The organism is Variovorax ginsengisoli (genome assembly GCF_030811835.1).
GTDB classification, from domain to species: domain Bacteria; phylum Pseudomonadota; class Gammaproteobacteria; order Burkholderiales; family Burkholderiaceae_C; genus Variovorax; species Variovorax ginsengisoli_C.
On record NZ_JAUSRO010000006.1, the window covers coordinates 331,069 to 344,936 of the forward strand.

Genomic DNA, 13,868 nt, shown 5'->3' on the forward strand with positions numbered 1-13,868 from the left:
CTCGAAACGCTCAGGGCTTGGTCGTCCGGGCGGCTGCACTGGCCCGCGCCCGCGCGAGTGCCGCCTCGACGATGGAGCGCTTGCGGCCTTCGGCCTCGGCGGGCGCAGCAACAGCAGGCAGCTCGGGCGATGCGGCCTTGATGCGCAGACGCTCCTGGTGCAGGCCATAGCGCCGGCGCGCCGCATCGGCCTGCGGTGCCGACCAGGCCTGCCATCCGCTTCGGCCCGGTGTCACGTCTTCGAGCGCAATGCAATCGACGGGGCAAACCGGAATGCACAGCTCGCAGCCCGTGCAGTGCGCCTCGATGACCGTGTGCATGCGCTTGTTCATGCCCAGGATCGCATCCGTGGGGCAGGCGTCCAGGCACAGCGTGCAGCCGATGCACCAGGCTTCGTCGATGACCGCCATCTTGCGGGGGCCTTCGGCGCCGCAGCGGTCGTCGAGCGCGGTGACGGGTTGACCGCTCAGCTGCGCCAGGCGTGCAATGCCTTCAGCGCCTCCGGGCGGACAGCGGTTGATGGCGGCACCCTGGTCGGCAATGGCTTCGGCGTAGCTTCGGCAGTCAGGGTAGCCGCAGCGCGTGCACTGCGTTTGCGGCAAGGCGTCGTCCAGGCGTGCAGCCAGCGCCGCCCGCGCCGGCGCAAGGGCCTTAGCCTGCACTCCGTTTGGCCGCGGCGGTCGCGGTCTTGCGCACAGCTTGCTTGCGCGCCGCAGCCACCGGAACTGCGGCCACCGTTGCAGGCTTGGCTGCGCGGCCCACCGGGGTCTTGCGGGCGGCGCGCTTTGCAGCTTGGGGGGCGGCTGCTTCGGGCAGCGGCGCATCGACGACCACATCGACGACCGCATCGGTGGCTGTGGATGGGACTTCGGCTGCGCCTGCAGGCACGGCGGCAAGTGCGCGCGTTTGTGCGGCATCGTGTGCTTCAATGAATTCGCGCACCTTCGGATACACCACGTCGCGCCAGCGGCGACCGCTGAAGATGCCATAGTGCCCTGCGCCCTTGGCCTCGAGGTGTTCGTGGCTGCCGGCCGGAATGCCGACGCACAGGTCGTGCGCTGCCTGGGTCTGGCCCGAGCCGGAAATGTCGTCGAGCTCGCCTTCGACGGTGAGCAATGCGGTGGCGTGGATGTCCTCGGGCTTTACGCGTTCCAAGGTACCGTCGGCGCTCTTCACATCCCAGGTGCCATTGACCAACAGAAAGTCCTGGAAGACGGCACGGATCGTGTCGAGGTAGTAGTCGGCGTCCATGTCGAGCACGGCGTTGTACTCGTCATAGAACTTGCGGTGGGCCTCGACGCTGGCGTCGTCACCCTTGATGAGGTCCTTGAAATAATCGTAGTGGCTCGTCGCGTGCCGGTCGGGGTTCATGGCGACGAAGCCGGTGTGCTGCAGAAAGCCCGGGTAGACGCGACGGCCCGCGCCAGGGAAATTCGCTGGTACCGGGTAGATCACGTTGTTCTCGAACCACTCATAGCCCTTGGTCGTGGCCAGGTTGTTCACTGCGGTCGGCGACTTGCGTGCATCGATCGGGCCGCCCATCATGGTCATCGACAGGGGCGTCTGTTCGCCGCGGCTGGCCATCAGCGAGACGGCCGCCAGCACCGGTACGGTGGGCTGGCATACGCTCACGACGTGGCAGTTGCCGTACTCGTTTTGCAGGTGACGGATGAAATCCTCGACGTAGTGGATGTAGTCGTCGAGGTGGAATTTGCCATCGGACACCGGCACGATACGCGCGTTCTTCCAGTCGGTGATGTAGACCTTGTGGTCGCGCAGCATGGTACGGACGGTATCGCGCAGCAGGGTGGCGTAGTGGCCCGACAGGGGGGCCACGATCAGCACCACGGGTTGTTTCTTGAGCAGTTCGAGCGTTGCCGGCTCGTCTGTGAAGCGCTTGAAGCGGCGCAGCTGGCAGAAGGGCTTGTCGATGGCAATGGCCTCGTGGATCACCACTTCGGTGTCGCCGACCTGCACGGTCTTGATCCCGAATTCCGGCTTTTCGTAATCTTTGCCCAGACGGTAGAGCAGGTCGTAACCTGCGGCCATGCGCTGGGCCAGCGGCGTCTGCGCCAGAGGCGAAATGCTGTTGTTGTAGAGCTTGGAAGCCGCCTGAGCGAAGTCGGTGAACGGCTCCATGAGAGACCGCTGGGTTTCGTAGAGCTGGTAGAGCATCGGATTTTCCGTTCGCGCGTTGGTTTGAATTGCTGCGCTGCAATATATCGGCAGATTGCGTCACGGATGTAGGGGCACACCCCTACATCCGTGCAGACTTACATCACCTTGGCGACACTTTGGCAGACGTAATCGATGTTCTTGCTGTTGAGCGCTGCCACGCACATGCGGCCGGTGTCGGTGCCGTACACGCCAAATTCGTTGCGCAGGCGCACCATCTGGTCCTTGGTGAGACCCGAGTAGCTGAACATGCCGATCTGCGTGGTGATGAAGCTCATGTCTTCCTTCACCCCTGCTGCCTTCAGTCCATCGACGAACTTCTGGCGCATGGCCTTGATGCGCGCGCGCATCTCGCCCAGTTCCTTTTCCCAGACCGCACGGCGGGCGGGGTCGTTGAGCACGGCGGCCACCACGGCGCCACCGTGGATCGGCGGGTTGCTGTAGTTGGTGCGGATCGCGATCTTCAGCTGCGAGAGGACCCGGCCCGCTTCTTCCTTGCTCGCGCACAGCACCGACAGAGCGCCTACGCGTTCGCCGTACAGGCTGAAACTCTTGGAAAACGAGGTCGAGACGAAAAACGTCAGGCCTGCGTCCACGAACTTGCCGATCACCGCGCCGTCTTCGGCAATCCCGTGGCCAAAGCCTTGGTAGGCCATGTCGAGGAAGGCGGTGAGCTGCTTGGCCTTGACCACGTCGACCACCTGGTCCCACTGGGCGGCGGTGATGTCGTAGCCGGTCGGGTTGTGGCAGCAGGCGTGCAGCACGACGATGGTGCCCGCAGCGGCGGCGTTCAGTGCAGCGAGCATGCCGTCGAAGTTCACGCCGCGGCGTTCTGCATCGTAGTAGGGGTAGCTTTCGACCTTGAAACCCGCGCTGGTGAACAGCGCGCGATGGTTTTCCCAACTCGGGTCGCTGATGAGCACGGTGGCATCGGGGCTCAACTTCTTCAGGAAGTCGGCACCGACCTTCAGGCCGCCGGTGCCGCCGATCGCCTGGACGGTGGCCACACGACCTGAGGTGACGGGTTCGCTGTCCGCGCCGAAAACCAGGCCCTTGACGGCGTTGTCATAGGCGGCGATGCCATCGATCGGCAGGTAGCCGCGTGCGCTTGGTGTCTTCATCATGTCTTCTTCGGCTGCCTTCACGCATTCAAGCAGCGGCAGTTTGCCGTTATCGTCGTAATAGACGCCGACGCCGAGGTTGACTTTGTGGGGATTGCCGTCGGCGGCATATTGCTCGTTGAGACCAAGAATGGGGTCGCGCGGCGCCATCTCGACGGCGGTGAACATAGACATGAAAAAGTCCTCAGGATGAATCGGATCGCCGGCGGAGAAAGAGAACCCCGCCTCTGGCTCTGGCCCCAAAGCTGTATTAGGCTTTCGGGTTGCCTTGAATTTTACCGACGGCACGCCAACTGGTACGCAACAGTCTATGCCCGAAATCTCTGAAGTCATTCCCGGTTCTTCGCCCGCCGACACCGACGGCGCCGTCAAGGAGGGGCACTTTGTCAAGTACCCCGGCTCACCGTTCGAGCTTTACCAGCCATACCCGCCGGCCGGTGATCAACCCACGGCCATCGAAGGCCTGGTCGAGGGCGTCGAAAACGGTGAAGTGTTCCAGACCCTGCTGGGCGTGACCGGTTCGGGCAAGACCTACACCATGGCGAACGTCATCGCCCGCCTCGGCCGGCCGGCGATCGTGTTCGCGCCCAACAAGACGCTCGCAGCGCAGCTCTACAGCGAGTTCCGCGAGTTCTTCCCCAAGAATGCGGTCGAGTACTTCGTCAGCTACTACGACTACTACCAGCCCGAGGCCTACGTCCCGCAGCGCGACCTGTTCATCGAGAAGGACAGCTCGATCAACGAGCACATCGAGCAGATGCGCCTGTCGGCAACCAAGAGCGTGCTGGAGCGGCGCGACACGGTGATCGTCGCCACGGTGAGCGCCATCTACGGCATCGGCACGCCCGAGGACTACACGCAGATGCGTTTCATCATGCGGGTGGGCGACAAGATCGGCCAGCGGGACGTGATCGGGCGGCTGATCCGCATGCAGTACACGCGCAACGAGCAGGATTTCTCGCGCGGCACCTTTCGGGTGCGCGGTGACACCATCGACGTGTTCCCGGCTGAGCACAGCGAACTGGCCATCCGCATCGAACTCTTCGACGACGAGATCGAGACGCTGCAGCTCTTCGACCCGCTGACCGGTCGCATCCGCCAGAAGATTCCGCGTTTCACGGTCTACCCGTCGAGTCACTATGTGACGCCGCGCGACAAGGTGCTCACCGCGGTGGACACCATCAAGCTCGAGCTGGCGGATCGGCTCAAGGAATTCGTCGGACAGGGCAAGCTGGTCGAGGCCCAGCGGCTGGAGCAGCGCACCCGTTTCGACCTGGAGATGCTCGCCGAGATTGGCCACTGCAAGGGCATCGAGAACTACTCGCGGCATCTGTCGGGTGCCGCGCCGGGCGACCCGCCGGCCACGCTGACTGACTACCTGCCGAAGGACGCAATCATGTTCCTCGATGAGAGCCATCAGATGATCGGCCAGCTCAACGGCATGTACAGCGGCGACCGCGCACGCAAGACCACCCTCGTCGAATACGGCTTTCGGCTGCCGTCGGCCATGGACAACCGGCCGTTGAAGTTCGAGGAATTCGAGCGGCGCATGCGTCAGTGCATCTTCGTCTCGGCCACACCCGCGCAGTACGAAATCGACCATGCGGGCAATGTTGTCGAGCAGTTGGTCCGGCCGACCGGTCTGGTCGATCCGGTGGTCGAAGTGCGCCCGGCCACGCACCAGGTCGACGACGTGCTGCAGGAGATCCGCATCCGCGTCGACAAGAACGAGCGCGTGCTGATCACCACGCTGACCAAGCGCATGGCCGAGCAGCTCACCGATTACCTGGGCGACAACGGCGTGAAGGTGCGCTACCTGCACAGCGACGTCGACACGGTGGAACGGGTGGAGATCCTGCGCGACCTGCGCCTGGGCACCTTCGACGTGCTGGTGGGCATCAACCTGCTGCGCGAAGGCCTGGACATTCCGGAGGTGTCGCTGGTGGCCATCCTGGATGCGGACAAGGAAGGCTTCCTGCGCGCCGAGCGCTCGCTGATCCAGACCATTGGCCGCGCTGCACGCAACCTCAATGGTCGCGCCATCCTGTATGCAGACCGCATGACCGACTCGATGAAGAAGGCCATCGGCGAGACCGAGCGCCGCCGCGTCAAGCAGATTGCACACAACGAGGCGAATGGCATCACGCCGCGCAGCATCGTCAAGAAGGTGCGCGACCTCATCGATGGCGTGTACAGCGAGAAAACCGGCAAGGAAATGGCCAAGCTGGAGCTGGAGCGCGCCAAGGTTGAGGACATGAGCGAGAAGGACGTCGCGCGCGAGATCAAGCGCCTGGAGAAGCTGATGCTCGAACATGCGCGCAATCTGGAGTTCGAGAAGGCCGGGCGGGTGCGCGACCAACTTGCGCTGCTGCGCGAGCAGGCGTTCGGCGGAGCCGGTGGTGACAACATCGCCGTTCTGCCGACGGGAGATGTGCGGGGCTGAGTGCCACAGCCAGCGCGACCGGTGCGGCCTCTTCGGGCTCGCATGCAGGCCCCTCGTTGCGCCGCCGGGTTTACCCGAGCACGCCGAGGGGCTTTCTGTTATACTTGACCGAAACACTCAACAACAAAAATAACTTCGCGATGAAGGGCCGGCATACACCCCGCAGAGGGGGCCGGACAAGGGCGGAGAGCACGCCACCTGGCTTCAGCCGAGGTGTCAAAGTAACGAAGCACATAAGGAGCTTGCGATGCGTCTCACTACCAAAGGCCGTTTTGCGGTCACCGCCATGATCGATCTGGCACTGCGTCAGAACACCGGTCCGGTCACGTTGGCGGCGATCAGCCAACGCCAGCAGATCTCGCTGTCCTATCTCGAACAGCTGTTCGGCAAGCTGCGCCGCCATGAACTGGTCGAATCCACCCGTGGCCCCGGCGGCGGGTACAGCCTGGGCCGCAAGGCGGCGGACATCACCGTGGCCGACATCATCGTGTCGGTCGACGAGCCGATCGATGCCACGCATTGCGGCGGCAAGGAAAACTGCCTGGGCGAGGCCGGTCGCTGCATGACGCACGAGCTGTGGGCATCGCTGAACCAGCGCATGGTCGAGTTCCTGGACTCCGTCACGTTGCAAAAGCTGGTCGACGATCAGATCGCCAAGGGCGTGCAGATCGAAAACAAACCGGCGGTCAAGCGGGCCATTTCGGCGCAGCCGGTGGTCAAGCCGATTCGCGTGAATGCGCCGAACTCGGTGTTCGCGCTGGGCAACGCCTTTGCCAAGTCCTGACTGAAGCCCGGCGCCCTCGGGCGCCATCAAGCCGGTCCGACTCGATCCCACGATATACAAAACCTCAAGCAGACAGAGCCAGCCATGGACGTCACTCCTCATTTCCCGATCTATCTCGACTACGGCGCCACCACGCCAGTTGATCCTCGCGTCGTCGACGCAATGATTCCCTGGTTGCGCGAGCACTTCGGCAATCCCGCTTCGCGCAGTCATGCCTGGGGCTGGGAAGCGGAAGAGGCTGTCGAAAAGGCCCGCGTCGACGTTGCCGACCTGATTGGCGCCGATCCGCGCGAGATCGTCTGGACGTCGGGTGCCACCGAGTCCAACAACCTTGCGATCAAGGGTGCTGCCCAGTTCTACAAGGGCAAGGGCAAGCACCTGATCACGGTCAAGACCGAACACAAGGCCGTGCTCGACACCATGCGCGAGCTGGAACGCCAGGGCTTCGAGGTGACCTACCTCGACGTGCAGGAAGACGGCTTGCTCGACCTGGAGAAGTTCAAGGCCGCGATACGTCCGGACACCATCCTGGCGAGCGTCATGTTCGTGAACAACGAGATTGGCGTGATCCAGGATGTGGTGGCGCTGGGCAACCTGTGCCGCGAACATGGCGTGATCTTCCACGTCGATGCGGCGCAGGCGACCGGCAAGGTCGACATCGACGTCAAGGTGCTGCCCATCGACCTGATGAGCCTCGCCTCGCACAAGACCTACGGCCCCAAGGGCATCGGCGCCCTGTACGTGCGCCGCAAGCCCCGCGTGCGGCTGGAAGCGCAGATGCACGGCGGTGGTCACGAACGCGGCATGCGTTCGGGCACGCTGCCCACGCACCAGATCGTCGGCATGGGCGAGGCCTTCCGCATCGCTCGCCTGGAGATGAGGAGCGACCTCGCCAAGGCGTCTGCGTTGCAGAAGCGTCTGCTCGACGGCTTGAAAGAAGTGGAACAGGTGTTCGTCAACGGCGACCTCGAGCGCCGTGTGCCGCACAACCTGAACATCAGCTTCAACTACGTCGAGGGCGAGTCGCTGATCATGGGCATCAAGGGCTTGGCCGTTTCCAGCGGCTCGGCTTGCACGTCGGCCAGCCTGGAACCCAGCTACGTGTTGCGCGCCCTGGGCCGCAGTGACGAACTGGCGCACAGCAGCCTGCGCATGACCATCGGCCGCTTCACGACCGAAGAAGAGATCGACTACGCGGTCTCCACCATCAAGCACAACGTCGCCAAGCTGCGTGAGCTCAGCCCGCTGTGGGAGATGTTCAAGGACGGCATCGACATCAGCACCATTCAATGGTCGGCTCACTGAGCCCGGCTTCCTGATTTCCTATTCGACAAGAGGTATCCCATGGCTTACTCTCCCAAGGTCATTGACCATTACGAAAATCCCCGCAACGTCGGCTCGTTCGAAAAGGGCGACGACTCGGTGGGCACCGGCATGGTCGGCGCACCGGCGTGTGGCGACGTGATGAAGCTGCAGATCAAGGTCAACCCAGAAACGGGTGTGATTGAAGACGCACGCTTCAAGACGTACGGTTGCGGTTCGGCGATCGCTTCTTCCTCGCTCGTCACCGAGTGGGTCAAGGGCAAGACGCTCGACGAAGCGGCTGCACTCAAGAATGCACAGATCGCCGAAGAGCTGGCGCTGCCTCCTGTCAAGATCCATTGCTCGATCCTGGCCGAGGACGCCATCAAGGCCGCGGTCAACGACTACAAGCAGAAGCATGGCGGCGCGGTCGGCGCGTCGGCTGCTGCCGAAGCGGTCCACTGACATGGCAGTGACGCTCACCGACGCTGCTGCGCGCCACGTCAACCGGTACCTCGGCAAACGGGGCAAGGGCGTGGGCGTGCGGCTGGGCGTCAAGACCACTGGCTGCTCGGGCCTGGCCTACAAGCTCGAGTACGTGGACGAGTTCGCACCGGAGGACGTGGTCTTCGAAGACCGCGGCGTGAAGGTGTTGGTCGACCCGAAAAGCCTGGCGTACATCGACGGCACGCAGCTCGACTTCGTGCGCGAAGGCCTCAATGAGGGCTTCAAGTTCATCAACCCGAACGAACGCGACCGTTGCGGTTGCGGAGAGAGTTTCAGAATCTGACGTTGCGCTTGTCCGCGTCACCAGCCGCCACCATGTCATGTGCTGGCGGTTTTTTCATGCCATGAACCTTCAAGACACCGACTTCGAACTGTTCGCAGTGCCTGCCACCTTTGCACAGGAGCGCAGCATGCTGGACGCCCGCTGGAAGGAGCTCCAGCGCGAGGCGCATCCCGATCGCTTCGCCTCGCAGGGCGCGGCGGCACAACGCATTGCCATGCAGTGGTCGGTGCGCATCAACGAGGCGTACCAGCGGCTGAAAGACCCTGTCCAGCGCGCCAGCTACCTGTGCGAGCTCCATGGCGCACCCGTCGACGCAGAGGTCAACACGGCGATGCCGGGCGCTTTCCTGATGCAGCAGATGGAATGGCGTGAAGCGCTGGACGATGCAGCCTCCATGGCGGCGGTCGATGCGCTGCAGGCCGAGGTCGATGCGGCGCGCACCCGCTCGCTGTCATCGCTCGACTGGCTGATCGATGAAAAGGGCGATTTTCAGGCGGCCGCGCAGCAGGTCAGAGCCCTCATGTTCATCGAGCGCTTTGCGCAGGACATCGAAAAAAAATCCGATCAGTGGGGACAATAGGCACATGGCTCTTCTTCAGATTTCAGAACCCGGCCAGGCGCCCGATCCGCATCAACGCCGCGTGGCTGTGGGCATCGACCTGGGGACTACCCATTCGCTCGTGGCCTCGGTTCGCAATGGCGTGGCCGAATGCCTGCCCGATGATCAGGGCCGTGTCGTGCTGCCTTCGGTCGTGCGTTATGTCGACCGTGAACGCCGCCAGATCGGCTTCGACGCGCTTGCCGCGCGTGCCACCGACCCGGCCAACACCATCACATCGGTCAAGCGGCTCATGGGGCGCGGGCTGGCCGACATCGCCAACCGGGACGCGCTGTCCTATCGCATCGGCGGCGAAGCCGGCATGCTCGCGGTGCACACCGCCGCTGGTGAGAAGTCACCGGTCGAGATCAGTGCCGACATCCTCGCGACGCTGCGCTACCGCGCCGAAGACACCTTCGATGACACGCTGTACGGCGCCGTCATCACGGTGCCCGCGTACTTTGACGAAGGCCAGCGCCAGGCGACCAAGGACGCAGCCGAACTGGCGGGCATTCAGGTGCTGCGGCTCATCAGCGAGCCCACGGCCGCAGCCATCGCCTATGGCCTGGACAACGCCAGCGAAGGCGTCTATGCCATCTACGACCTGGGCGGTGGCACTTTCGATATTTCGATCCTGCGGCTCACACAGGGCGTGTTCGAAGTGGTGGCGACCGGCGGCGATTCGGCGCTGGGGGGCGACGACTACGATCACGCCGTGGCCGACCTGGTGCTGGCCCGGAGCGGCCTCGCCGTCGAAAACGATGTCGACCGTGCCGCGCTGATGATCGCAGCGCGAAGCGCCAAGGAAGCGTTGACCACGGCCGATGCCGTGACGGTGGCGTTCGATCTCCACGGCCAGCGTGTCGAAGTGCCGTTGACCCGCGCACAGTTCGATGCGGCCACCGAGAGCCTCACCGCACGCACCGTTGCGGCCGTGCGCAAGGCGCTGCGTGATGCGCGGCTCAAGCCCGAGGCGCTTGAAGGCATCGTGCTGGTCGGCGGCGCCACGCGCATGCCCCAGATCCGTGAGGCGGTCGCCGCCTTCTTCGGCCGTGCACCGTTGACCAACCTGAACCCCGACGAGGTGGTCGCGCTGGGCGCGGCGATCCAGGCAAACCAGCTCGCAGGCAACGGCGGCGCCGATGACCTGCTGCTGCTCGACGTGATTCCCCTCTCGCTGGGCATCGAGACCATGGGCGGCCTGGTCGAGCGCATCGTGCCGCGCAACCAGACCATTCCGACGGCAATGGCGCAGGACTTCACCACCTACCAGGACGGTCAGACCGCGCTGGCACTGCACGTGGTGCAGGGCGAGCGCGACCTCGTGGCCGACTGCCGCAGCCTGGCGCGCTTCGAGCTGCGCGGCATCCCGCCCATGGCGGCCGGGGCGGCGCGCATCCGCGTGACCTTCACGGTCGATGCCGATGGCCTGCTGAGCGTGGCAGCCCGGGAGCAGGGCAGTGGCGTGGAGGCCAGCGTGACCGTCAAGCCTTCTTACGGCCTGTCGGACGACCAGATCGCCACCATGCTGCAAGAGAGTTTTTCGACCGCGCAGCAAGACATGCAGGCACGTGCGTTGGTGGAGGCGCGTGTCGATGCCGACCGCATGCTGATGGCCACGCAAAGTGCGCTCGACGCCGACGGCGACCTGCTGGCAGCTGACGAGCGCGCCGCCATCGAGGTGTTGCGAAGCGCGCTGCGCGAGGCGATTGCCTCCACCGATGCGGCCGTGGTCGAGGCCGCCACCAAGGCGTTGGCCGAGGGCACCGAGGCTTTCGCCGCGCAACGCATGAACCGCGGCATCGCGCGTGCGTTGTCGGGCCGTCAAATCGAATCGCTGTAGAACAACAAGCACATGCCCACGATCAAGATCCTTCCCCATCCCGAATACTGCCCGCAGGGCGCCGAAATCAGCGCGCCGGCCGGCACTTCGATCTGCGAGGCGCTGCTCGAGCACCATGTCAACATCGAGCATGCCTGCGAGATGAGCGCCGCCTGCACCACCTGCCACGTGGTGGTCCGGCAGGGCTTCAGCTCGCTCAATGCGTCCGATGAAACCGAAGACGATCTGCTCGACCGTGCCTGGGGCCTGGAGCCGCAGTCGCGACTGAGCTGTCAGGCGATCCTGGCGCAGGCCGACGTGACCATCGAAATCCCGAAGTATTCGATCAACCACGCCAAGGAAAACCACTGATGTCGCGCCAGATCGTTCTCGACACCGAAACCACCGGCCTGTCGGCGGAAAACGGCGACCGCGTGATCGAACTGGGTTGCGTGGAGCTGTTCAATCGCAAGCCGACCGGCAACGACCTGCACATCTACTTCAACCCGGAACGCGAAAGCCACGAAGACGCGCTCAAGGTGCACGGCCTGACGACCGACTTCCTGCGCGACAAACCCAAGTTCGCCATGCTGGCGCAGGACGTGGTCGACTATCTGCGGGATGCCGAATTGATCATCCACAACGCAGCCTTCGACGTCGGCTTTCTCAACAAGGAGTTCGAACGTGCCGGCCTGCCGCCGCTGCACACCTTCGTGGCCGAGGTGACCGACACGCTCGCCATGGCCAAGCAGGTGTACCCGGGCAAGCGCAATTCGCTCGATGCGCTGTGCGACCGTTTCGGCGTGGATCGCTCCAACCGCACCTTCCACGGCGCCAAGCTGGACGCGCAGTTGCTGGCGGACGTGTACATCAACCTCACACGCGGCCAGGATGCGCTGCTGATCGATGTGGCTGCGGATGAGCCCGCCTTCGGGAAGGTGGTGGCGGTCGACCTGCGCAGCTTCGAACTGCCGGTGCTGATGGCGGTCGAGCAGGAGATGACGGCGCATGACGCGCTGCTGCAGCAGATCGACAAATCGAGCGGTGGTCGCACGATTTTTCGCAAGCTCGAAGCATCAGCCTGAAAACCTATGGCATAATTCGAGGCTTCGCAGATAACGCGAAACACTTCAAGCAATCGCATACTCATGCGGTTGTGAAGGGCGGTTAGCTCAGGGGTAGAGCACAGCATTCACACTGCTGGGGTCGGAGGTTCGAAACCTCCACCGCCCACCAAATTCCACACCCTATCGCTTCAGTCTCCGGTTTTTACCGGGGACTTTTTGTCGTTGGCGCCCGCTCTGTCGCGCTAAGCTCGACGCATGGAAGATTTCGATTGCGCTGTCATTGGCGCCGGGGTGGTGGGGCTGGCCGTGGCGCGTGCACTCGCGTTGCAAGGCCGGGAAGTGATCGTGCTGGAAGCCGAGGGTGCCATCGGCACGGGCACGAGCTCGCGCAACAGCGAGGTGATCCACGCCGGCATCTACTATCCTCAGGGCTCGCTCAAGGCCACGCTCTGCGTGCAGGGGCGCGAGATGCTTTACGCGTATGCCCAGGCGCGTGGCGTGCCGCACCGGCGCTGCGGCAAGTTCATTGTCGCGACCGCACCCGGACAGGTGGCGCAACTGGAGGCGATCATCGCCAAGGCGCGTGCCAACGGCGTGGACGACCTGGTCATGCTCACGCGTGACGAAGCGCGGGCCATCGAGCCGCAGCTCGACTGCCTGGCGGCCGTGCACTCGCCGAGCACTGGCATTGTCGACAGCCATGCGCTGATGCTGGCCTACCAGGGCGACCTGGAGCATGCAGGCGGGGTGCTGGCGCTTCGGTCCGGCGTGAGTCACGCGCAGTGCGGGCCCCAGGGCATCGTGCTGACGGCGTTGGACGGCACGGTGCTGCGTTGCGCCAGCGTCGTCAATGCGGCCGGACTGGGGGCGCCAGGGCTCGCGCGCCGATTCGAGGGATTGCCGGCGAGCGCGGTCCCTGCCGACTTCTTCGCCAAAGGGAGCTATTTCACGTTGGCCGGTCGAGCGCCCTTTGGCCGGCTGATCTATCCCGTGCCGGAGGCGGCCGGTCTGGGCGTGCACCTCACGCTGGACCTCGGCGGGCAAGCCAAGTTCGGCCCCGATGTTCAGTGGGTCGATGCGCCCGACGACCTCGTGGTCGATCCGGCACGCGGGGAGGCGTTCTATGCCGAGGTGCGCCGTTACTGGCCCGGATTGGCAGACGGAGCCCTCATTCCAGGCTATGCGGGCATCCGGCCCAAGATCTCGGGTCCCGGCGAGTCAGCGCGCGATTTCATGATCGAAGGACCCGAAGCGCATGGCGTGGCCGGCCTGGTCAATCTCTTCGGCATCGAGTCGCCTGGTCTCACGAGCAGCCTGGCGATCGGCCAGCACGTCGCACAACTGCTGGCAACGTGCTGAGCAGCATGTAACATGGAACGGCACGCCGCTTGCTGGCGTGAAGTCGCCGGCGCGCTGCCGGTTGAAAGACGGAGGAACGATTCCAATGAGTGCATCCCACAATCTCGAAGCGGCCGCGAACGCAGTGGTCGAAGAACTTGCCAGCGACGTCAAGGGCGTGCTGGGCGGCAAGGATCTGGAGTCGCTGCCGCAGATCAAGGCATTGCGCCAACGCGTCGAAACCAAGCTGGCGATCGCGCGCGAACTGGCCGCTGAGAAGAGCAAGCTGGCGGCCAAGAAAGCCAAGGAAGCGGCCAACACCGCCAATGCCTATGCGCATGATGAGCCGTGGCAGATCGCTGCAGGCGCGCTTGCCGTGGGCGTGCTGGTCGGACTGGTGCTCGGCCGCCGCCGCTGAAGTGCACAGGG

Annotated in this window: 14 protein-coding genes and 1 tRNA gene; 12 read left to right on the forward strand and 3 right to left on the reverse strand. The window is 64.2% G+C overall.

The features are described from left to right. Positions 1–10 precede the first annotated feature (10 nt). From J2W36_RS11810 to J2W36_RS11820, 3 genes are all read right to left on the reverse strand, one after another. Positions 11–661, reverse strand: coding sequence for an RnfABCDGE type electron transport complex subunit B (locus tag J2W36_RS11810; RefSeq protein ID WP_307689909.1), 651 nt, complete (start codon positions 659–661; stop codon positions 11–13). Further along, entirely contained in the window at positions 651–2,174 is a 1,524-nt protein-coding gene (locus J2W36_RS11815) for a polyhydroxyalkanoate depolymerase (protein ID WP_307689910.1), read from the reverse strand. The genes J2W36_RS11810 and J2W36_RS11815 overlap by 11 nt, the downstream gene beginning before the upstream one ends. A gap of 98 nt (positions 2,175–2,272) precedes the next feature. Beyond that, a complete protein-coding gene (locus J2W36_RS11820; protein ID WP_307689911.1) occupies positions 2,273–3,469 on the reverse strand; it encodes an amino acid aminotransferase in 1,197 nt (398 codons plus the stop codon). Between the two features lie 136 nt (positions 3,470–3,605). Between J2W36_RS11820 and uvrB the strand changes: the two genes are divergently transcribed. The 12 genes from uvrB to J2W36_RS11880 all read left to right on the forward strand — a co-directional run bounded on the left by uvrB (position 3,606) and on the right by J2W36_RS11880 (position 13,857). Further along, positions 3,606–5,738, forward strand: a complete 2,133-nt coding sequence (uvrB, locus tag J2W36_RS11825) for an excinuclease ABC subunit UvrB (RefSeq protein ID WP_307689912.1) — start codon at positions 3,606–3,608, stop codon at positions 5,736–5,738. A gap of 247 nt (positions 5,739–5,985) precedes the next feature. Beyond that, a complete protein-coding gene (gene iscR, locus J2W36_RS11830; protein WP_262074354.1) occupies positions 5,986–6,522 on the forward strand; it encodes a Fe-S cluster assembly transcriptional regulator IscR in 537 nt (178 codons plus the stop codon). 84 nt (positions 6,523–6,606) lie between these two features. Beyond that, positions 6,607–7,827 (forward strand): IscS subfamily cysteine desulfurase, encoded by a 1,221-nt coding sequence (locus J2W36_RS11835; protein WP_307689913.1) that lies wholly within the window; start codon positions 6,607–6,609, stop codon positions 7,825–7,827. Positions 7,828–7,866: 39 nt separating this feature from the next. Further along, positions 7,867–8,289 carry a Fe-S cluster assembly scaffold IscU gene (iscU, locus tag J2W36_RS11840; protein WP_307689914.1) on the forward strand — a complete coding sequence of 141 codons (423 nt, stop codon included), beginning with the start codon at positions 7,867–7,869 and terminating at the stop codon, positions 8,287–8,289. Between the two features lies 1 nt (position 8,290). Further along, positions 8,291–8,614, forward strand: coding sequence for an iron-sulfur cluster assembly protein IscA (iscA, locus tag J2W36_RS11845; protein ID WP_187052488.1), 324 nt, complete (start codon positions 8,291–8,293; stop codon positions 8,612–8,614). A 61-nt stretch (positions 8,615–8,675) separates the two neighbouring features. Beyond that, positions 8,676–9,194, forward strand: a complete 519-nt coding sequence (gene hscB, locus J2W36_RS11850; protein WP_307689915.1) for a Fe-S protein assembly co-chaperone HscB — start codon at positions 8,676–8,678, stop codon at positions 9,192–9,194. A gap of 4 nt (positions 9,195–9,198) precedes the next feature. Next, a complete protein-coding gene (hscA, locus tag J2W36_RS11855) occupies positions 9,199–11,055 on the forward strand; it encodes a Fe-S protein assembly chaperone HscA (protein WP_307689916.1) in 1,857 nt (618 codons plus the stop codon). Positions 11,056–11,067: 12 nt separating this feature from the next. Continuing rightward, positions 11,068–11,406 (forward strand): ISC system 2Fe-2S type ferredoxin, encoded by a 339-nt coding sequence (gene fdx, locus J2W36_RS11860; protein WP_307689917.1) that lies wholly within the window; start codon positions 11,068–11,070, stop codon positions 11,404–11,406. Then, positions 11,406–12,119, forward strand: coding sequence for a DNA polymerase III subunit epsilon (dnaQ, locus tag J2W36_RS11865; RefSeq protein ID WP_307689918.1), 714 nt, complete (start codon positions 11,406–11,408; stop codon positions 12,117–12,119). Before fdx ends, dnaQ begins: the two co-directional genes overlap by 1 nt. A gap of 76 nt (positions 12,120–12,195) precedes the next feature. Continuing rightward, positions 12,196–12,270: transfer RNA gene (locus J2W36_RS11870), tRNA-Val, on the forward strand. Positions 12,271–12,356: 86 nt separating this feature from the next. Then, positions 12,357–13,460 (forward strand): NAD(P)/FAD-dependent oxidoreductase, encoded by a 1,104-nt coding sequence (locus tag J2W36_RS11875; RefSeq protein ID WP_307689919.1) that lies wholly within the window; start codon positions 12,357–12,359, stop codon positions 13,458–13,460. 85 nt (positions 13,461–13,545) lie between these two features. Then, positions 13,546–13,857, forward strand: coding sequence for a glycine zipper domain-containing protein (locus J2W36_RS11880; protein ID WP_307689920.1), 312 nt, complete (start codon positions 13,546–13,548; stop codon positions 13,855–13,857). Positions 13,858–13,868: the final 11 nt, after the last annotated feature.

Coding starts and splice junctions, on each gene's coding strand:
- J2W36_RS11815 (WP_307689910.1), bottom strand. CDS start 2,174: ATGCTCTACCAGCTCTACGAAACCCAGCGGTCTCTCATGGAGCCGTTC.
- J2W36_RS11820 (WP_307689911.1), bottom strand. CDS start 3,469: ATGTCTATGTTCACCGCCGTCGAGATGGCGCCGCGCGACCCCATTCTT.
- uvrB (WP_307689912.1), top strand. CDS start 3,606: ATGCCCGAAATCTCTGAAGTCATTCCCGGTTCTTCGCCCGCCGACACC.
- iscR (WP_262074354.1), top strand. CDS start 5,986: ATGCGTCTCACTACCAAAGGCCGTTTTGCGGTCACCGCCATGATCGAT.
- J2W36_RS11835 (WP_307689913.1), top strand. CDS start 6,607: ATGGACGTCACTCCTCATTTCCCGATCTATCTCGACTACGGCGCCACC.
- iscU (WP_307689914.1), top strand. CDS start 7,867: ATGGCTTACTCTCCCAAGGTCATTGACCATTACGAAAATCCCCGCAAC.
- iscA (WP_187052488.1), top strand. CDS start 8,291: ATGGCAGTGACGCTCACCGACGCTGCTGCGCGCCACGTCAACCGGTAC.
- hscB (WP_307689915.1), top strand. CDS start 8,676: ATGAACCTTCAAGACACCGACTTCGAACTGTTCGCAGTGCCTGCCACC.
- hscA (WP_307689916.1), top strand. CDS start 9,199: ATGGCTCTTCTTCAGATTTCAGAACCCGGCCAGGCGCCCGATCCGCAT.
- fdx (WP_307689917.1), top strand. CDS start 11,068: ATGCCCACGATCAAGATCCTTCCCCATCCCGAATACTGCCCGCAGGGC.
- dnaQ (WP_307689918.1), top strand. CDS start 11,406: ATGTCGCGCCAGATCGTTCTCGACACCGAAACCACCGGCCTGTCGGCG.
- J2W36_RS11875 (WP_307689919.1), top strand. CDS start 12,357: ATGGAAGATTTCGATTGCGCTGTCATTGGCGCCGGGGTGGTGGGGCTG.
- J2W36_RS11880 (WP_307689920.1), top strand. CDS start 13,546: ATGAGTGCATCCCACAATCTCGAAGCGGCCGCGAACGCAGTGGTCGAA.